At 60.8% G+C, this 18,799-nt stretch carries 17 protein-coding genes; 2 read left to right on the forward strand and 15 right to left on the reverse strand.

The features are described from left to right. Positions 1–298: 298 nt before the first annotated feature. Positions 299–2,503, forward strand: coding sequence for a cytochrome P450/oxidoreductase (locus RBH77_RS16730; protein ID WP_311028715.1), 2,205 nt, complete (start codon positions 299–301; stop codon positions 2,501–2,503). A 295-nt stretch (positions 2,504–2,798) separates the two neighbouring features. Here RBH77_RS16730 and RBH77_RS24015 read toward each other — a convergent pair whose 3' ends face one another. From RBH77_RS24015 to RBH77_RS16795, 14 genes are all read right to left on the reverse strand, one after another. After that, entirely contained in the window at positions 2,799–3,830 is a 1,032-nt protein-coding gene (locus RBH77_RS24015; RefSeq protein WP_371832793.1) for a LysR family transcriptional regulator, read from the reverse strand. Continuing rightward, positions 3,793–5,022, reverse strand: coding sequence for a benzoate/H(+) symporter BenE family transporter (locus RBH77_RS16735; RefSeq protein WP_311028716.1), 1,230 nt, complete (start codon positions 5,020–5,022; stop codon positions 3,793–3,795). The genes RBH77_RS24015 and RBH77_RS16735 overlap by 38 nt, the downstream gene beginning before the upstream one ends. Before the next feature lie 3 nt (positions 5,023–5,025). Then, positions 5,026–5,823: an indole-3-glycerol phosphate synthase TrpC gene (trpC, locus tag RBH77_RS16740; RefSeq protein WP_311028717.1), complete on the reverse strand. Its 798-nt coding sequence runs from the start codon at positions 5,821–5,823 to the stop codon at positions 5,026–5,028. After that, positions 5,807–6,565: an ATP-binding cassette domain-containing protein gene (locus tag RBH77_RS16745; protein ID WP_311028718.1), complete on the reverse strand. Its 759-nt coding sequence runs from the start codon at positions 6,563–6,565 to the stop codon at positions 5,807–5,809. Before RBH77_RS16745 ends, trpC begins: the two co-directional genes overlap by 17 nt. Before the next feature lie 60 nt (positions 6,566–6,625). Further along, positions 6,626–7,570, reverse strand: a complete 945-nt coding sequence (locus RBH77_RS16750; RefSeq protein ID WP_311028719.1) for a sugar ABC transporter substrate-binding protein — start codon at positions 7,568–7,570, stop codon at positions 6,626–6,628. Between the two features lie 42 nt (positions 7,571–7,612). Next, complete coding sequence (locus RBH77_RS16755) at positions 7,613–8,554, reverse strand: ABC transporter permease (protein WP_311028720.1); 942 nt, start codon at positions 8,552–8,554, stop codon at positions 7,613–7,615. Next, positions 8,551–9,321: an SDR family NAD(P)-dependent oxidoreductase gene (locus RBH77_RS16760; protein WP_311028721.1), complete on the reverse strand. Its 771-nt coding sequence runs from the start codon at positions 9,319–9,321 to the stop codon at positions 8,551–8,553. The genes RBH77_RS16755 and RBH77_RS16760 overlap by 4 nt, the downstream gene beginning before the upstream one ends. Before the next feature lie 2 nt (positions 9,322–9,323). After that, positions 9,324–10,124, reverse strand: coding sequence for a BtpA/SgcQ family protein (locus RBH77_RS16765; RefSeq protein ID WP_311028722.1), 801 nt, complete (start codon positions 10,122–10,124; stop codon positions 9,324–9,326). Beyond that, positions 10,121–11,614, reverse strand: coding sequence for a xylulokinase (locus RBH77_RS16770; RefSeq protein ID WP_311028723.1), 1,494 nt, complete (start codon positions 11,612–11,614; stop codon positions 10,121–10,123). Before RBH77_RS16770 ends, RBH77_RS16765 begins: the two co-directional genes overlap by 4 nt. Continuing rightward, positions 11,611–12,333, reverse strand: coding sequence for a GntR family transcriptional regulator (locus RBH77_RS16775; RefSeq protein ID WP_311028724.1), 723 nt, complete (start codon positions 12,331–12,333; stop codon positions 11,611–11,613). The genes RBH77_RS16770 and RBH77_RS16775 overlap by 4 nt, the downstream gene beginning before the upstream one ends. Positions 12,334–12,607: 274 nt before the next feature. Further along, positions 12,608–13,660 (reverse strand): aminotransferase class V-fold PLP-dependent enzyme, encoded by a 1,053-nt coding sequence (locus tag RBH77_RS16780; protein ID WP_311028725.1) that lies wholly within the window; start codon positions 13,658–13,660, stop codon positions 12,608–12,610. Between the two features lie 59 nt (positions 13,661–13,719). Then, positions 13,720–14,841 carry a monodechloroaminopyrrolnitrin synthase PrnB family protein gene (locus tag RBH77_RS16785; protein WP_311028726.1) on the reverse strand — a complete coding sequence of 374 codons (1,122 nt, stop codon included), beginning with the start codon at positions 14,839–14,841 and terminating at the stop codon, positions 13,720–13,722. Between the two features lie 71 nt (positions 14,842–14,912). Further along, positions 14,913–15,620 (reverse strand): B3/B4 domain-containing protein, encoded by a 708-nt coding sequence (locus RBH77_RS16790; protein ID WP_311028727.1) that lies wholly within the window; start codon positions 15,618–15,620, stop codon positions 14,913–14,915. A gap of 75 nt (positions 15,621–15,695) precedes the next feature. After that, positions 15,696–16,505 (reverse strand): AraC family transcriptional regulator, encoded by an 810-nt coding sequence (locus tag RBH77_RS16795; protein WP_311028728.1) that lies wholly within the window; start codon positions 16,503–16,505, stop codon positions 15,696–15,698. A 252-nt stretch (positions 16,506–16,757) separates the two neighbouring features. Here RBH77_RS16795 and RBH77_RS16800 point away from each other — a divergent pair, with 252 nt between their 5' ends. Continuing rightward, a complete protein-coding gene (locus RBH77_RS16800) occupies positions 16,758–17,741 on the forward strand; it encodes a squalene cyclase (protein ID WP_311028729.1) in 984 nt (327 codons plus the stop codon). A 160-nt stretch (positions 17,742–17,901) separates the two neighbouring features. Here RBH77_RS16800 and RBH77_RS16805 read toward each other — a convergent pair whose 3' ends face one another. Next, positions 17,902–18,642 (reverse strand): phosphotransferase, encoded by a 741-nt coding sequence (locus tag RBH77_RS16805; protein ID WP_311028730.1) that lies wholly within the window; start codon positions 18,640–18,642, stop codon positions 17,902–17,904. Positions 18,643–18,799: the final 157 nt, after the last annotated feature.

Here is an 18,799-nt window from a genome sequence, read left to right on the forward strand (position 1 = left end):
GGCTAATCTACAACTCATGCTGAAGACGGAAGTCTGCGCGCTCGACTGTACGGTTGTCGTCGCTTGCGTAGCAACGCCCCAACGAACAGATCGAACTGAACATGCCACTTTTCCCGAACTCCCGCGATGGGTCATGTGATAATCTTGTTTCAAAAATTATCTATATACGATAAAATCAAATTCACAAATTGTGTGATTATCATATTGTGCAAATAGAGCTGGAGTAAGCTTTGACGTGGGTCTCATACGGGTCTCGCGCGAACCGGTAGATAGAGGTCGCATCTTAGCGAGGAGCGCCATGAACGAAGATGCAAGCAGCCAATGCCCCCACGCCACAGCACATGGGGTCCCGGAGTATGATGTGGATTTCTATGCGGACGACGTTATCCGTCATCCGTGGGATCACTATGCCGCAATGCGAATGCTTGGATCTGTGATCTGGCTCCCGCGGCACCGAAACTTTGCCTTTACACGCTATGCGGCCGTCCGGGAGGCTCTACGCAGCTGGAAAGTCTTCTCATCTGCCAGTGGCGTTGCGGGAGATGACTTTGGCTGCCAGTTCCTCCAAGGAAACACCCTTATGTCAGACCCTCCGCGGCACGACGAAATGCGTGCCGCCATGGCTACCCCCTTGCTACCAGCGGCGCTCGAAGACCTTCGTGAGAGTATAGAAGTGGCCGCAGTGAAGGTGGTGGACCGTCTAGTCGGCAGCGGCGGGTTCGACGGGATGGCCGATTTCGCCCGCAAGCTGCCTCTCTCGCTCGTGACGGAGTTGGTTGGACTGCCCGACGACGGGCGCGCGAACATGCTGAACTGGGCTGCGGCGTCTTTCAACATTCTCGGCGTGCAGAACGAGCGCGGCCGCAGAGGCGCTGAAACGCTGACGGAAATGCGGCAGTGGATCGCTACGAAAGCAACGCTCGATCGCCTCAAGCCTGGGAGCTGGACGGCGCGCATCCATGAGCTTGCCAGAGAAGGGGCGATCCCCGTGGATTTCGTCCCACATCTGTTTCGCGACTACATCAATCCGAGCCTGGATACGACCATCTCTGCTACCGGCCATCTCATCTATCAGCTCGGTCGAAATCCCGAACAATGGGAACTGCTGCGAGCCGACCCGACCCTCGTAGCCAACGCGGTCAACGAGGCCGTCCGCATCGGCTCGCCCATACGCTCCTTCACGCGAACGCTGACGCAAGACTGCACCATTGACGGAGTGGACATGCCACGAGGCGCCCGGGCCATGATGCTCTATGCGTCTGCGAACAGGGACGAGCGTCGGTTCGAGAACCCCGACCGCTTTGATATTGCGCGTCGGGATCTCGACCATCTCGGTTTCGGACATGGTGTTCACGCTTGCGCGGGCATGCATTTGGCCCGGATGGAGATGGAGTCGCTTCTCAAGGCCATGATGTCGCGTGTCGACCGGATCACCGTTGGGGAACCGGAAATTGCCCTGAACAACACTATTCATGCGTTCAGCCGCCTGCCAGTTATCTTCCATCCTGTTGCCGCCAGCATGTCGAAGCTTGCAACAGGCAGTGCGGCGAGCGGCGCGATCGAGGTCCGGGTCATCGACCGCAGGCAGGAGGCCGAGAACATCATCTCCCTGCGACTAGCCAGAACCGATGACAATCCACTCGAAAGCTTCACCGCCGGCTCGCATATCGATCTGATCCTTGGGGATGGAATGATCAGGCAGTATTCATTGTGCGGCAGGCCAGGAGCCGAGGGACCTTATCGTATCGCGATCCTTCGTGAAGAGCTGTCCCGGGGCGGTTCGATCGCGGCGCATGACCGTCTGAAGGTCGGCGCCACCTTGCGTATCGGTTTTCCCCGCAATCTTTTTCCGCTGGATGAGACCGGGTCGAAATACATCCTTATCGCTGGCGGCATCGGCATCACCCCGATTCTTTCCATGGCCTACCGTCTGCATGAAATGGGCGGGGACTTCGAACTACACTATGCCGCCCGCAGCGAGGCCAAAGCAGCCTTTCTCGATGAGCTTCACGAGGCGCCATTTCGACGCCGCGTCAGCATCTATCTCGGTGCAGATCCGACCGGGATGCGCCTGGACCCGCGAAAGGTCCTATCCGGCCCGAGGATCGACAGCCGTGTCTATTGCTGCGGGCCTACACGCCTGAACAACGCGGTTGCAGCTGCGGCCAAAGCGGAAAGTTGGCCCGGCGGCAGTGTCCGATTCGAGCGCTTTTCGGTCGGTTCGAAAGACGCCGGCACGGCGTTCACCGTTGTCGCGCGGCGCAGTAACCTACGCCTGATCGTGCCTATTGGTCGTACCATTCTGCAAGTCCTTCAGGAAGCTGGCGTCAGTGTTGCGTCCTCGTGTCAGTCGGGTGTCTGCGGCACATGCCTGACGTCTGTTGTGGAGGGGTTGCCGGATCATCGCGACCAATGGCAGTCGGACGATGAAAAGGCGACGAATAGGCACATGACAATCTGCTGCTCAAGGTCGCATACACGCGAGATCGTCATCGACATCTAAGTGCATGACGGCGGAAGAGCTGGGAGGGTTGCAATGGTCAATGGGGGTAGGATAACGCTGTTTCCATGGAGTTCGGGCTGCGTAGCTGGACACCCGCCTCAACCTCGCGAGATTTCCGATTTCGTGATTCAATGTGCGCCTGCGAAGCTAATCTATCCATGATCCAGCGGTTCATGGCCGCTGACCGCGGTTTTGCCAGGGCGCTTCGCGAAAAGAAGACGGGGAGCTTCTCCTGAGCCGCCGTCGACCGGCGTCGACCTCGCAAAGTTGGGCACATAGAACCGAGCGTCAGGACTTAGGGCCGCGGTTTGGTCGTTCTACAGAACGTCTCCCGACGTTCCACTGAAACCACAGGCAGTCCGGCACTCTTCTTGAGCCGGGCCAAGCTTACGAACCGACGCAGCGCGGGATTGTCATTGGTACGCGACCAAACACCAACATACGGCAGTATGTCGCGCCGCCCTGCTATTGGCCTGAACACGACACCTCGAAATGGGGTACCTGCGGTCGACTCACTTGTCAGCGTGATGCCAAATCCCATTTCCACTAGGTGAATCAGACTTTCTCTGCAAACGTACAGGCGCCGCACATTCGGATGGACACCGAGGGTCGCCAACCGCTTGATGAGATAGGTGTGGATCGCAGGGCCCGGCTCGTCGCGGCTCACAATGAAAGATTCAGCGCGAATATCTGACCAATTAACAGCATCGGCGACCGCAAGAGGATGATCGGATGGTAGGACACAAAATATTCTCTCGTGCCACCAAACCTCCGCATCGCAATCCACCAGACCTGGCGATCCGATCAGGAAAGCGATGTCTATCGTACGGTCACGTACGTATCGAACATGGTCTGGCGGCGCTCCATTGTTCAACTCGATCGTGACTGCCTGGTGGGCACGTGCGAACTCCATGACAAGTTCACGAAGGAAGCCCGTCGACAAAGAGCAGACGAACCCGATGCGCAAGCACCCTCGAGAACCGTTGCCAGCGCTTCTCGCGGCTTTTACGGCATAATCGAGATCGCCAAGTGAGGATCGCGCCTGACAGATGAATTCCTTACCAGCTCTTGTAAGGCGGACGCCAGCGTGGTGCCGTTCGAACAAGGACACGCCGAGTTGGTCTTCTAGAGCGCGGATTTTGCGGCTCACCACAGACTGATTGACACCAAGGACTGCGGCTGCCCGATGAAAGCTCAGTTGCTCAGCCGCCACGATTGAATGCCGTATCGATCGAAGATCGAGACGCGAAGCCAAATCCAGGAGCTGTCGCCGGACCGCTACGGACGAATTATCGTCCCGGGCCGGGTGGACTGTCACGGAAGTCACTCCTTTCCAAGGCCACGCTTGTAGCGAGGCCAAATACGATTCCCCAAAAAGGCGCGCCTATGCCAAAGAGCGGCGGGGCGCCCAACGTCACCAGAAAGGCGACCAATGCACCCAGTGAAAACTTCTGTTTAAAAGAGGTCTGGAATGCGCTCTGGAGGATGCGAAGAAGCGCCAGACCAGCGAGCGACGCGACGAACGCTCTCGGCGTCGCCAACAAGGCTCGCGTGACGAGCGGCGAGAATACGCCGAACAGTATCGCCAGTATCCCCAAACAGATTCCAGCGATCCAATGGCGGCCTTTATCCTCGCTGGACGCGAGGATGGCGCTCGACGGGCCGGTAAGACAGGTCGAGACGCAGCCAAAGCATGCCGCCAGCGCCGAAAAGATGCCGCAGGCATTGGTGATTGCATTCACGGGCGGCTCATGGCCTGCGCTTCTCAGGAGCGACACACCTTGTGGCGTATAGACCGCAACCACGGTGATTGCGAGCGGGAGAACCAGCTCGAAGGCGGCCGGCCAGGAGAATACCGGCGTGTAGAGCTGCGGCCGCGCGAAGGCGGTGGCAAGTGTAATGCCCTCGATGCTCGGGGTTTTTCCGGCGATCATCAGCGTAGCGACACCGGCGATCAGCACGCCGATCATTGGCGGGAATCGCTTCTGGATTGATGGAAAGGCTGAGAGCACGAAGAAGGTGATCGTCATCGCAGCCGTAAGCCAGGGGTCGGATCCGAACGACCTGATCCAATCCAGCCCGAAGCCGAGAAAGACGCCGGCGACCATGCCCATCACGATCGGCAAGGGAATGCGGTCCATGACGATCTTGACCGACCCGGTCAGTCCCAGCGCAAGTATGAGCGCGGCGGTGACGAAATAAGCCCCGATCACCTCGGGAAATGTGAGGTGCTGCAGCGCGCTGGCCACGAGCACCGTGCCGGGGATCGTCCAGAAGAATGCGAGCGGTTGCCGGTAAATTGCCGACATCGCGATCGTCAGCACGCCATTGATAGCGAAGGCGGCAAAAATCCAGGACGCGATGTCGGACTGGCTGAGGCCGCCCTTCGCGCCTGCGCTGAGAATGATTGCCACGGGTGCCGAGGCAGCGAACAGGAAGGAGACGAATGCATTCGTGAGCTCAGCGACCGGGAAGCCATTCGAGCACTTTTTGAGAAGGAGATTTTCCTGATCGGCCATTGATTAACCCCCCTCCCCGAGCAAAGCTCGAGTCGCCGCCTCCAGGTCGTCATGCCGCATCAACCCTTCGCCGACGAGAAAGCTTGTGATTCCGTGGTCGGCAAGAAATCTGCAATCGGCGTGGCTACGGATTGCGCTCTCGGCGATCACGCGGCGGTCGGAAGGAACATGCGGGGCAAGCCGAAGCGCGGTGTCCAGAGATTGCTGAAACGTTCTGAGATCACGATTGTTGATCCCGATCAGGCTCGTCCTCAGCGAGAGCGCACGGTCGAGCTCGTACTCGTTGTGAACCTCCACCAGCACGTCCATGCCGAGTTGGGCGGCTGCCGCCTCGAGTTCGCTCGCCAACCTGTCCCCTACGGCGGCCATGATGATAAGGATCGCGTCAGCTCCCCAGAGCCGCGCTTCGAAGACCTGGTAGGGGTCGACGAGAAAATCCTTGCGCATGACCGGAAGCGCGCAGGCGCCGCGCGCCAGGCGCAGATGCTCCGGATCACCCTGGAACGACGGTCCGTCCGTCAGGACGGAAAGACAGGCCGCGCCGCCTCGTTCATAGGCCGTTGCGAGTCGATCCGGCTCGAAGTCCTGGCGAATGACGCCCCTTGAGGGACTGGCGCGCTTGATTTCGGCGATGAGACCGAGCCGACCCGCGCGCGATCGTGCGGCCAGCGCAGCCGCAAAGCCGCGAACAGCCGGAGCCCCGGAGACTGCGGCAACAAGCGAGGCTTCGGAGACACGAGCGCGTGCTGACGCCACTTCCTCGCGCTTGTATGCCACGATCCGGTCAAGAATATGTTCCATCGGCTGCCCTCCCGACGAGTACAAGCTGTGCAAGCGCTTCAGCCGTGAGTTTCCCTACCCCGGTCGACAGCACCGTGCGGCCGGCGCGCAGAATCGTCACCTGGTCGGCAACCGAGATGACGTCGTTCATGTTGTGGCTGATCAAGATAACGGTTGTCCCGTTTGCCTTTAGCTGGCGTATAAGCGCCAAAACCTGCTCCGTTTCCCGCACGCCGAGAGCGGCGGTGGGTTCATCCATGATGATGATGTCGGCTTTCCATCGGAGCGCCCGGCAGATCGCGACGGCTTGACGCTGGCCGCCCGACAAACCCTCCACCGCGACCGTCATATCGGTGAGGCTGGAACTCAGTTGCCTGAGGTAACCGAGCGATTGCTCCATCATCCCTTTCCGGTCGAGAAGGCGCAGTCCGAAAGATCGACGCTCCAGTTCGGAACCCATGAAGATGTTCTGGTAAACCGTCATGCGGGGTGCGAGGCCCAGATCCTGGTGGATCGTCGCGATGCCGGCCGCCAGTGCGTCGCGCGGATTGTTGAAGGCGACGCTTCGTCCCCGGACGCGGATTTCGCCGCCGTCGGCGGTCTCGACACCCGCGATCAGCTTGATCAACGTCGACTTGCCCGCGCCGTTGTCGCCGCAGATCGCGTGCACTTCGCCCGCCTTGACCTCGAGAGCGACACCGCGCAAGGCTTCGACCGCTTGATAGGTCTTGCGCAGGTCCGTGACCGAAAGAATGGCGTCCATTTCGGCTGTTCCTTCATGAACCTGGTGATTCAGTTCTGCGGTGGGCTCTGCGCCTGACCGCTATTTCAGGAATCGATCGACGTTGGAGGCGTCAACGAGTTCGGCCGGCATGTAGAGATAGGGGCCGGAGACAATCGACTCCTTCGACGCGCCCTTGACCGCGATGCGCTCCATGTCATCGACAGCCGCCTTGCCCATGGCCTCGAAAGGTATCGCGACGGTCGCGGTAAGCATGGAATCCGGATCCTTGATGCGCCGGAACGCCTCCGGTCCACCGTCGGTGCTCACCAGCGTCACATCGCCCTTCTTCAGGCCCTGATCGCGCAGGAGATCATCGATGATGAAGGCCTGGCCGTCGAAGGAAGCCCAGACGCCCTTGAAGTTGCCGGCATTTTGCAGAATGAGCGCCTGCATTCCCTTGCGGACGTCATCCTGCCAACTTGCGGTCTTGGCCATGGAATGCGAGCCGGCGACGGTGACGCCTGTGTTCTCGGAAAGGACGACATCGAGCACCTTTCCACGGATGCGCGTACCGACATTGCCGTCGAAGCGTTCCGTGAGAATGGCGCCTTCATAGCCGATCTTGCCGAACAGATAGAGCGCCGACATCGCGCCGGCGGCGTATTCATTGTCCTCGATGTCGAAGAGCGTCTGCGAACTGCCGCCGCTCATCACGGAGATGACCGGGATGCCCGCTTTCCTGGCCGCGGCGAGTTGCGCGTCGAACTGCACGGGCTTCGACATGCAAAGGATGATGCCGTTGACCTTCTTCTGGACTAGGTCCTGGATCTGCTGTGCATGGGTCGGCAATGCGCCGTTGGAATTGAGAACGGTGGCGGTCCACCCCTTCTCCCTGGCGGCGGCCTCAGCCGCGTTGGCGCATCGCGCGTGAGTCTCGGCCGACATCTGAAAGGCAATGATGCCGAGGTCGAAGGCAAAGGCCGAGTTCGTGGCCGCCATGAAGAGACCGGTGGCAGCCGCGATGGCAAACGATTGAAGTTTCATAATGTCCTCCCTGCTTATGTTTCAGACGTTCTGGTTGTTCGGCTACATGGAAAAGGCCGCCTTCTTCATCACGCTCGCGGAGACGCTCACCGAGCCGATGATGATGAGCCCGAGAACGATGCTCTGCAGGTAATAGGCGGCGCCGAGCAGCACGAGGCCGTTACCGAGCACGGTGATAATGAGCGCGCCGGCAGCGGAGCCGGCCACATTGGCCCTGCCCGGCGTGAACATCGTCATGCCGAGAAGAGTCGCCGCGATCGCCTCGAGCAGGAAATCGCCCGCCATGTCAGGCGATGCGGACGAGAGATTCGCCACCAATAGGACAGCCACGAGACCGGCGGCCAATCCCGACAGCGTCAGGCCGAGGAATTTCATCCTCCGGATTGCGACGCCGGCCCGCCGCGCGGATTCCGGCGCCTCGCCGGTGGCGCGCATATGAATGCCGAGGCGCATCCTTTCGGTGACCAGCACCGACAGGGCGAAAGCCACGACGGTGACGATCACGAGAACCGGCACGCCGAGGACGGAACCTTTGGCAAGGAAAAGAAAATAGGGATCCCAGCGCCCGACAAAGGCGACGCCGCCCGTCAGCATGAAGGCGGTGCCTCCAGCGATGGAAGCCATGCCGAGCGTCGCGATCAGCGACGGCACCTTCACGACCGTCACCAGGCATCCGTTGAGCATACCGCCGGCCGCGCCGATCCCCAGTCCCACCAGGATGGCAAGCACAAACGGATAGTGGTGATAGAGAAGCGCGCCAGTGACGACAGCGGCAAGGCTGCAGATGCTGGCGAAAGAAAGATCGAGTTCCGAGGTGATGAGCGCAAAGGTGAAACCAATAGCCAGCAACATGAGGAAGCTCGACTGCTTGAGCACATTCACGAGATTGGCCGGAGTCGCGAAGTTCTGCGCGAACACCGCGAGCAGCACGCAGATTGCCACTCCCATCAATGCGGTTCCGTAGCGAGCAAGGAACGGCTTCATGCTGCGGCCTCCGCGAGGCTGCCGATCGGCGAAAGAAGCTCAAGCCCGCCGCTGACCGGGACCACCGCGCCGGTGATGAACGATGCCCGTTCCGACATCAGGAACGCGACCGTCTCCGCCACCTCTTCGGGGCGGCCGAGACGCCGTAGCGGTGTTCGCGCGGAGGCGGCTCGATCGAGATTGGCGAAGCCCTCGGCCTTGAAGGCGTTGCGCACCATGGCCGTGGCAATGATGCCCGGCGCAACGGCGTTGGCGCGTATTCCGTGGGGTCCCAAGGCCTGAGCGACATTGAAAGTGAGCGTGTTCACGCCCCCTTTCGCCGCACCGTAGGCGGGATTGGCGCCGCCGCTCAGCCAGGCGATCGATGAGATCATGACGATGGCGCCACCACGTCCGAACGCGGTCATCGGGCCGCTCACGGCGCGGACCATACGGAAGGCGCATCCGAGGTTGACGTCGAGAAGATGGTCCCACTCGTCGAGGTTCAACTCCCGGAGCGACGCGACCTTCGATTGGCCGGCGCAATGGACGAGGCCGTCGAGGCGTCCAAATCGCTCGACGCAGCGCGCCGCGAGGTTCTCAGCCGCATCGAAATTTGTGAGATCGGCGGCCAAGTAAGCAATCGCAGTGCTTGCTTCGCGGATCAGGTCCGGGGCAAGCGCGTCGCCAAGCCCGGACGCATACACACTCCAGCCATCGCGAAGCAGGCAGCGGACGACTTCCGATCCGATACCGCCGTCAGCACCTGTGACGATACAGACGCGCATGATCAGGCGGCGATGGCTTGCATCAGCGCGTCGGCGCGCCGGGGATCGACGGGGTTGAGGGTTTTGCCATCGACCTTGATCGAGGTTCCGACGATGAAGGCGTCCGCGACAGCGGCGAGACTGGCGATGTTCTCCCTCGATACGCCGGTCCCCACCACGACCGGTGTGTCTGGCACCGCATCGGCGACTGACTTCACCATGGCGAGCTCCGCCTCCGCGCCGGCCGCCGGCCCGGAAACGCAGACCGCATCGGCCAGTCCAAGGAAAACGGCGCCCTTGGCGGCGGTTGCCACGGAGCGATGATCAAGGTTGACCGAGAAACCGGCCGTAACGTTAGAGATGATGGCAATCTCTTCCGCGCCGATATCCGCTCGCATGCGCAAGACGCCCGCCGCATCCGGCACGTATTGGCCGAGATCGCCGACGTAGCAGCCGGTCAGGAAGCAGCGCACGAACCCGCCCTCGGTGGCATGCGCTATCGCGATGGAGGCGTACGGGTCGATCAGCATGTTCACGCCATGGGGAATATCGACATGGGCCTGGCATTCGGCGATGACGTCGGTCATCGCCGCGATCGTCTCGGGCCGCATGCGCTGCTCATAGGGCATGTCGGATTCGTTGCAGTACATGATCGTGTGGAAGCCGGCATTGCGGAGAATCTGTGCTTCCTGCAGCGCCTGCCTTGCCACTTTCCTCACGCCGCCGGCACGGTCGTAGAGCGGCGATCCAGGCAGCGGCAGCGTGTGCACCATGCCGATCAGAAGCTTGCCCTGCCTGTAGCGATCCTTGAACAGCGTCTTCATAGAATTCCCTTCTTGTGAGAGTGGATGGATTGCGCGGAGTCCCGCCGTGCCATGCCAGCGAGCTGGCGGGATATCGGCGCGAGTGCCTCGTGTGCTTCGCCAAAGAGGCGATAAAGTTCGTCGTAACGGCCCTGCCGATCGGGAGACGGATCGAAGCGGCGGAAGCGCGGTTGGCTTTGCAGGTCGTCGCCGGGAGAGTCCGAACCGAGAGCGGCGATTGCGGTGGCAAGGCAACCGGCAAGTCCTGTCTCTGGCTCGGCGGAAGCGAGCACCGGACGGCCAAGTACATCCGCGCGGACCTGGTTCCAGCGGGCGTTTCGCGCTCCTCCACCGCCGATCCGCAATTCGGAAGCGATGTGCCCAGCCGCCGATTCCGCTCGCTCCACAACTACTCGGTTTATGTAGGCGACGCCCTCCATAACCGCTTGCCTGATGTCGCTCGCGCCCGTCGTTGCTTCCAGCCCGAGAAGCGCACCGCGCAGATCGCCGTCCCAAAACGGCGTTCGCTCTCCAAGCAGATAGGGGAGAAAGATCAGCGGCTGAGGCGTGTCTCGCGTGCAGACCGCATGAGCTTCATTGCTTCGAAGAACCGCGTTCGCCCAATCGACCGTATTCGATCCGTTCTGGCCGGGACCGCCGAGCTGCCAGAGGTCCCTCCCCCAACGCACCGTGGCGAGGCCGCTTGCGTGGGCCTCGCGCCCGCAGATCATGCCCACCACTTCCGATGAGCCGGAGACACAATAGGCTCGGCCTGGCACCAACCCACTCATTCCCGCGACCGCCGACCAGGTGTCGTTGGAGCCGACCACGACCGTGGCGCCTTTCAGGAACGGCATTTCGCGTGACACCGCAGCACTGATCGCGCCAATGACGGCATGAGGCCGGCCAAGGCTTGGGAGGATGGCGCGATCAATGCCGCAACGAGCCGCGAGGGACGCTTGCCCTCCTTCAAAGGCCTTCGCGAGCCAATAGTGCGAGACCTCATCGGATATGGGGATGCCGGTCAGTTCGAGATTGAGAAAGTCCTTCGGCTCGAGAACGTAGCGAATGCGGCGCCAATTTTCGGGCTCGTGCTCCTTCAGCCAGAGAAGCCGCGACAGCGGATGAAATCCGTTGAGTTGATCAATGTCGGGATCGTCGCCGGCGGCGTTCACGCGCATCAGCTCGCCGTAATCAGACGCGCGACGGTCGCGAAATCCGATCGCTGGACGCACGGGATTAAGCTCGCCGTCGAGAAAAACCTGTGTGCGCGTGAACCCGCATATCGAGATTGCCTGTATGCCGGCCACTGAGGGCGGCGCCTCCCTGACCAACACGGCAACGGCATTCCGCAGAGCGTCCCACCACCGGACCGGGTCTGCTTCCGACCAGCCCGGCACCGGTTCATCAAAGCCGAGGTCAACGCGCGCCCGGGCTACCGCGCGGCCGCTGTCTTCGAACAGGCAAGCCTTCAGCGCAGACCCGCCGAGATCGAAGGCGAGGATGCTCACCGCTCCAGATCCTCGTTCGAGCCCGAGTACGAAAAGTAGTAGCGATCCCCCCGGACGAAATTCGTGGACAGTTCGACGACTGTGCTGTCCGGCGCCGAGCCGATCCGCTGGATACGAAAGACGGCAGCTCCAGGCTCGATCGAAAGATGTTTTGCGATATTTGGCGGCGCCTCGACGGCCTCGAGCGTCTTGCTGATCCTGGGTATTGTCAGTGAAAAGCGCCGACGCAGCATCTCGTAGAGCGAGACGTTCTCGAACTGGGAGGTGGTCAAGTCTTCCGGTTTCGGCAGACGAAGCACAGCGCGTTGATGGACCGTCGGTCTTCCTTCGAGCAGCAGCAGGCGGCAGAGATCGCCTATCGGTTGGCCGGGCTTGCAACGGAAATGCACCGCCTCCGCCGTGGAGGCTGGCCGGGTTGTGTAGCCGAGGACACGCACTTGCGGGCTTGCTCCCCGATCCCGCTCTTCGCTTCGGAAATGCACGCGCGACGAGATCGGCTTGTTGATCTTGTCGGCAATGAAGTGCGACCCGATTCCCCGCCGCGTTGCTATCACTCCTGATGATTGAAGTTCGGCCAAGGCCTTTCGGACCGTTGTGCGACTGACCCCGAACGCACGCTGCAAGCTGGCTTCTGACGGCAATGCGATATCGGTCGACCGATTGCCGCCGGAAAATTCGCTCAGCAACTGTTCGGCAATGCTTCGATAGAGCGGGGCCAAAGGACATCTCCATGGGCGAATGGTCATGCAATCAAAAGATACAAGTAAACCCGACATGATCTCGGACATCGAACAAAAGTCACAGCGGATTCAGAGACATGCGTTCTGAACCGTCACATTGCTTGTATTCTTTTGCCCCGCGACAGGTGGCTGGCGGGACGGCACCGCGCGCCATGTGATCCTTCGCAGGTCGGCGTCCGGTCCGACACTGGGGTCACAACAGTCGTTGGCCTGGCGCGCCAGGTTGTCGTTTGCCGATGAGCGATCCGGTCCGTCAGACCGCCAGAACTTCGCGAAAGGCCCAAAGTGCCACGTCCACTTCGTCTGCTGACGAGTAGATGTGCGGTGAAACACGGACCCCCTTCGTACGTGCGTCGACGTGGATACCGAAAGCCCTCAATCGCGCGACCGCTTCGGGGGAAGGCATCTTGGTCGCGAGCACCAAGGTGCCGCCGCGGTCGGAGAGATTTCGTGACCCGACCACGGCAACGCCCTCCAACCCTTCCATCAAACGAGCGCAAAGTTGCCGGTTGTGGGCCTGAATGGCGGCGACGCCGAACGCCTCGATAGATTGGATCCCTGCGGTAGCGACAACGTACGGCAGCACCGACGGCGTGCCGCCCCAGAAGCGGCGCGCATCGTCGGCCGGCCGGAATGAACGGATATCGCTTTCGAACGGCGCGGCATGCGAAAACCAGCCCGTGTCGAGTGGCACGCAACTCGCCAGCCGTTCCGGGCGAACCCAGAGAAAAGCTGCACCCGGACCACCGCAGAGCCATTTGACGGATGAACCGATGACGAAATCGGCTTGCCATTCGACTAGATCGATCGGGACGATCCCGGCGGACTGCGCGACGTCAACGACGGACACGATTCCGCGCGAATGAGCGTGCCTAACGACATCCGCGACCGGCTGCTGGCAGCCGTCCTCCGATTGGACGTGGGTGAGCAAGATGACACCCACCTCTGGCGTCATCGCGTCGGACCAAGCCTGCGCATCCAGCGCATTTTGGGAAGACAGAAATTTCGGCTGCAACCCAGTGCGCTTGGCGGCGTCGACCACGAAGCCGAGCGAGGGGAAGCTCGTCTCGGGTAGAAGGACCGCCGAACGCCGCGGATCGAGCGGGAGAGCGTGGATAACTTTTGACAGGGCGGCCGAAACATTTGGCTGTGGGCAGAACCATTGCGGCGCATGATTGAACAACCTGGCGAGCGCCTTGCGGAAGCCTTCCACCGCCGCGAGCCAGGCAGTCCAGGCGTCCGCGGGATTCTCGCGCCACGGATCAAAATAGACTTGTAGCACGGCCTCTTCGGCGGCCCGGGGCAAAAGCCCGATGGAATGGCTGAGAAGGTAAACGCCGTCCGGTTTCTGGTATCGCTCAGCTGTCATAGAGCCACCAAGGTCTGCAGTCGCGCGATCTCCGCGTGTCGGGTCGGGATATCGTCGCGCGGAGCGGCAAGACGGAGGTCGCGTAGGCGAGCGAGGCTTGCCAGCAGCACATCCAGCTCGGGGCCGCTTGCCGTGATACGCGCACGCTGCTTGGCCGAAATGCCGACAGACGGCTCCTCGACAAAGCGCTTGACCAGGAGGTTCTGATGTTGCGCGGCAGTCGCGCCAAAGGACTTGATGACCTTGAGATAGGCTGCTGCGGCCGGACGCAGCCAAGACGCAGACGGATCACGATCGAGCGCTTCGATCAACGCGTCGAGCAGGCTGGGCGCTGCAAGTGCGCCGCCGACCAGAAGCCGATCGTTAGGGACGAGGTAGGGAGCCTTTTCGGCAAGGACGCCCAAATAGATCTGGTCGTCGTTGCGACAAAGGCCGAGCCTGAGGTCGAGCTCGTTGACGCCGGCAAAATCGCCTGCATTGGCACCGCGCCAGGTGGCGTCGCCGACCCGATACGTCATGAAGTAGGGGCGGACGCAGAAGTAGAACCGCTCGACATCGAGCGAGCGAAAAAGCTCCAGATTGAGGGCGACAACCGATCGCAAGGCGTTGTCCGCCGCAGCGAGAAGATCGAGTGCCGCAGGATGCGACAGCCCGATCGACGCGACACGCCGTATGTCGTCAGCGGCCCGAATGAATGCGAATTGTGCGCGGGTGTTGAAGTCTGAGAACAGAGCTTCGTCGAGTAGGCTTGTGAACCGCTTCGGCCTGCCTTCGCACGCGCGATTTGCGAACTGCATGTGGGCAGTCGTCAGTCGAGGCGCGACGCCCAACTGAAGCCCAAGGCGCAACGACAAGGTCGATGCCTCTACCAAAGGCGAGCGCGCCTCGCGATCCGGATCGGTGAGGCCATGGCGGCGGCAGGCCGCCATATAGTGGCCGATATTGCCAAGAAGATCGAATGCCTGATCGAAGTTGGCCGGCAGCGCGCCTTCCCGCAGTATTTCCGTGACTAGCGAGCGTCCTTCGTTGAGAAGTTCACGTTTGACACCCGAGCCGAGGGAGGCGATCTGGCTGCGGTCCTCCTGCTCGAAATAGAGCGCTTCGAGCTCGGTATTCAAGACGACGAACCGCCCCCGTATCCACCCGTCGAACGCTGAAACCGCATCAGGTTGGTTATGGTTGAACCCAGTCATCGGCTCGGAGACCCGATGCGTGTTGCAACGCCGTCCAATATCGCGAGCTCGTGTAGGATCGCTGCCGGCCAGGCTTTAACAAGCGAGGCCTTCAGGTCTTCAACGAGGCGGAATGTGGTCTCTGCGGCGCCCTCATGCACAGCCTCGGCGACGATCAATGCCTGTCGGGTTTGTGCGCGAACCGCCGACCACCCGCTTTGGCGGTTGGTCCAGCGGCGCGCATGCGCCCGTCGGGCATCATCGGCAAAAATTACTTCGCCCGGCTCTGGATGCTCGATGTCTCCAGAGAAAGCTTCATACGATTCATCGCCATCGGCATACCGCACGACCATTGCGCCGGTGAGCTTGGCGCCATCGAATGCGGCGATTGGAATGGCGAAGGCGAGGGACACCGCGTTGCAAAGATCGACCAGTGGATGAAGCGTTGGTAGCGCGCCTTCCTTCCGGTAGCGCCTGAGCAGGGCCTCCGAGGCGCAGCGATATTGCGTCGGCTTCAACCCGATGGAGGTAAAAGTGCGACGCCATGCCTGTATCTCAGGAAACTCGCCTTCGCTGGCAACGGCCAGCCGCAGGTCGGCAATGCCGGTTAGCGGCGCGATATCGGCGGAAACATCAGCCTCCGCGTTGATGCCTTCGACAAGGAGAGCGCGGGAGGAGAGTTGGGGAAAGTCGGCGCGAATATCGTCCGCGTAGTCAAATTGCATGGGATGCCTATGGCTCGATCGTTTTCGAACCATATGCGGCGTACCGATGCACGCCGTCTTGAACGAAATTGCAGCTCAGTTCATAGCCGCCGCATAGATGCCGGGCGACATCCCATAGGTGCGGACAAAAAGCCGGGTCATATGGCTCTGGTCCGCGAATCCGGAGGCGTGGGCCGCATCGGCAAGGCCGACTCCTTGGGCGATCATCTTTCGCGCCCTCTGAAGTCTGCGCTGGATGAGATAGGCGTGCGGCGTGAGGCCGGTGGCTTTTGAAAACCCGCGCACGAGCTGAAACTGGCTGATGCCGCCAATCGCGGCCAATTCGTTCAGGGACACAGGTGCCGATGGGTCATCGTCGATGCGTTCGCGGGCCTGATCTATTGTCGTCGGGGCCCGATGCTGGTTTTCCGTAGCGCGGCGGTCAATGACGCGTGCAAGCAGGAAGAGTAGACTCTCCTCCCCTTCGATCTCGCTGTCTGCGCCAAACGGCTTCGTCACGGCACGAAATAGCGACACAAAGCACGCGGCGGCTGCGGGATCGCACAGGACGGGGTGGGACAATTCGAAGCTGCCGCACCTGTCATCCGTCAAAGCGCCGATTGGCCCTGTCAGCACTTCCGGGTCGAAATAGAGCATGCGCCACGCGCGGCCATTCGCGTCGAGAGGTATGCCGTCGTGAACTTCGCCTGGGTTAACCGAGATGACATCTCCAGCTTGGGCTTCCACGATCCCCCGCCCGCTCAAGGACTTCTGGGCGCCGCGGGTAATAACGCCGATCCCAAACTGGTCATGTGTGTGTCGACCAAATGCGTAAGTCGTGTCTGCCCAGACCGCGTCCACACCGCTGCGTCGGCAACGACTTATCCTGAATTTCCTTTCTGTCATGGCTCAATACGACATGTGGGGTGAGTTCTCCGAGGTGGCAGTATACTCCAAGGGCATCGGTGGCCGCGACAAGCGGGGCGAGACAGCTCTAAGCAACGCGAAAACCGAAGATAGCCTTTGGCGAAAGGTAAGAATAGCGCATCAGCGATGGAGTGAATGCGGCCGATTTCACGGCGATCCTGCGCCAGCTTATTTATCTCATATCGCCTGCCGCCCCAGCTCCATGATAGACAGCAGTGTTCGAGCAGATGGATGAAGATAGGCATGTTCAATTCTACGTTGGAATGGCTGCTCATGTCAGATCCAGCGATTCGGTGGCAAGTGATGCGCGATATGCAGGATGCACCGGAAGCGATTTGGCGTGAAGAACGGTCAAAGGTCGAAACCGAAGGCTGGGGCGCGAAACTCTTTTCGTCGCAGGATACTGACGGTCAATGGGCTGGCGGCGCATTCTTCCCCGCAGGCTTTACAGAGAAAGACTGGCACAAGGAGGGGCAGCCGTGGACTGCGACTTGCTTTGTTCTCAATCAACTTCGTGAGTTTGGGCTTCCGCCAACGTGCAGTTGCGCGCGACGAACTGTCGATTTGATCGGTCGCAATTCCCGTTGGGATCATGCCCAAGAACCTTTCTGGGAAGGCGAAACGGAAGAATGCATCAACGGCCGGACTGTCGCCGACGGTGCCTACTTCGGCGCCGACGTCTCATTGATCGTGACGCGACTGCTGAGTGATCAACAAGGAGACGGCGGGTGGAACTGTGAGCGCGCTAACGGTTCTCAAGTCTCGTCTTTCGACACGACAATCAACGTTCTGGAAGGTCTGCTGGAATACGAGCGGCGCGTCGGCTCGACACCCGAAATCCGAACAGCACGGCAAAACGGAGAGGAATATCTGCTGCGCCGTAGCCTGTTTCGACGACTGAGCACAGGTGAGATAGCCGACGAACGATTTCTTCGACTAACCCACCCCAACCGCTGGCGCTACGACGTGCTGCGGGCGCTTGACTATTTCCGTGACGTTTCGCTGTTCACCCAGGCTGATCCCGATCCTAGGCTAGCCGAAGCAATTGATCACATACGTTCAAAGCAATCGGCTGAGGGCCGCTGGGTGTTGGACTGGTCCGCACCGGGGCGAACCTGGTTCGAGACCGACGAAGGTGTTGGAAAACCGTCGCGATGGCTGACCTTGCGAGCTCTGCGCGTCCTTAGATGGTGGGATGCCAAAGCAAAACGATAGGTGCAGCCGATGTGGACATGATCGATCGGCCGGTACAGGCTCGGGCCGACACGGTGCGTCATTCGGCACATCTATCTTGCTGGTTTCGGGGCCGGCCGAAAGTGATTGCGTTAAATGACCTCAAGGCGCACGCGTTATGGTGGATTGACGGCAGGGAGGATCACCGCTTGAGGTTCGATCCGAGTGCTGGGTCAGGGTCGATCTTGAGCTGTCCCCCATATTCTCCCATCCACCGAATGAAGGTCTCGAATATTCGTGCCGCCTCACCGCGACCGGACGTGACATGCGCGTCCGCCGCCCTCTGAAAGCGGGCTGCGAGTTCGTCAACGACTTGCGATACCTGGGCCTGCTCTGCCCAACCGTAATTGGCGCAAAAGAGCCATAGCTTGCGTGATTGTTCCTGGACGGGCACACCAGTGCAGATATCCGCGCAGCACCATGCTGCATGTGCAAAATCGACTAGTCGTGAACCGGGTCTCGCTTCGTCCCAATCAATAATGCCAACGGCCTTGGGGCCAGCGAACACAATGTTGTGCGGGCCGAGATCGGTGTGCATGACGATTTCCTGATCTCGTGCCAACGGCGTTCCAGCCGTGGCGTCGTGGAATTGTCGGATGAGGGCGGCCGCGCTCCGCAGCCTCGCGTTGGAGAGTCCTGCGGGCGTTCGATTGATTACGCGGCCTGGTATATAACTAAGCATTTGTCGGCCTTCCGCATCGATGCCAAGAGGGCGCGGTGCGATCGCCTGGCCAGTGGCCTCGAGATGGCGCAACAGGCGATGCACATCAGCAGTGCGATCGGTGCACGGCCGCCGGACGGTGTGCCCGATCCGAACCACGTCTTTAGTCTGCATTCCCCGCATCGGGAATTCGTTCCTATCTGCCTTCACTCTGTTGATCATCCGGCGTTTCAGCTTCGGCCTGCAGCGAATTTGTCTCGGGGCGGTGAGCGGCGCTTTGTGGGCCCGCTCACCGGACGAAGATAAGCGGGATCGACGCGCCCGTCCTGCTGAACCGTCAACTCGACATGTTCGGGCGCGAACTGCTGGCCGTGCCGGC

Source organism: Mesorhizobium koreense (assembly GCF_031656215.1).
In the GTDB taxonomy this organism is placed as follows: domain Bacteria; phylum Pseudomonadota; class Alphaproteobacteria; order Rhizobiales; family Rhizobiaceae; genus Mesorhizobium_L; species Mesorhizobium_L koreense.

Coding starts and splice junctions, on each gene's coding strand:
- RBH77_RS16755 (WP_311028720.1), bottom strand. CDS start 8,554: ATGAAGCCGTTCCTTGCTCGCTACGGAACCGCATTGATGGGAGTGGCA.
- RBH77_RS16750 (WP_311028719.1), bottom strand. CDS start 7,570: ATGAAACTTCAATCGTTTGCCATCGCGGCTGCCACCGGTCTCTTCATG.
- RBH77_RS16800 (WP_311028729.1), top strand. CDS start 16,758: ATGAAGATAGGCATGTTCAATTCTACGTTGGAATGGCTGCTCATGTCA.
- RBH77_RS16745 (WP_311028718.1), bottom strand. CDS start 6,565: ATGGACGCCATTCTTTCGGTCACGGACCTGCGCAAGACCTATCAAGCG.
- RBH77_RS16805 (WP_311028730.1), bottom strand. CDS start 18,642: ATGATCAACAGAGTGAAGGCAGATAGGAACGAATTCCCGATGCGGGGA.
- RBH77_RS16730 (WP_311028715.1), top strand. CDS start 299: ATGAACGAAGATGCAAGCAGCCAATGCCCCCACGCCACAGCACATGGG.
- RBH77_RS16765 (WP_311028722.1), bottom strand. CDS start 10,124: ATGAAGACGCTGTTCAAGGATCGCTACAGGCAGGGCAAGCTTCTGATC.
- RBH77_RS16760 (WP_311028721.1), bottom strand. CDS start 9,321: ATGCGCGTCTGTATCGTCACAGGTGCTGACGGCGGTATCGGATCGGAA.
- RBH77_RS16790 (WP_311028727.1), bottom strand. CDS start 15,620: ATGCAATTTGACTACGCGGACGATATTCGCGCCGACTTTCCCCAACTC.
- RBH77_RS16735 (WP_311028716.1), bottom strand. CDS start 5,022: ATGGCCGATCAGGAAAATCTCCTTCTCAAAAAGTGCTCGAATGGCTTC.
- trpC (WP_311028717.1), bottom strand. CDS start 5,823: ATGGAACATATTCTTGACCGGATCGTGGCATACAAGCGCGAGGAAGTG.
- RBH77_RS16795 (WP_311028728.1), bottom strand. CDS start 16,505: ATGACAGAAAGGAAATTCAGGATAAGTCGTTGCCGACGCAGCGGTGTG.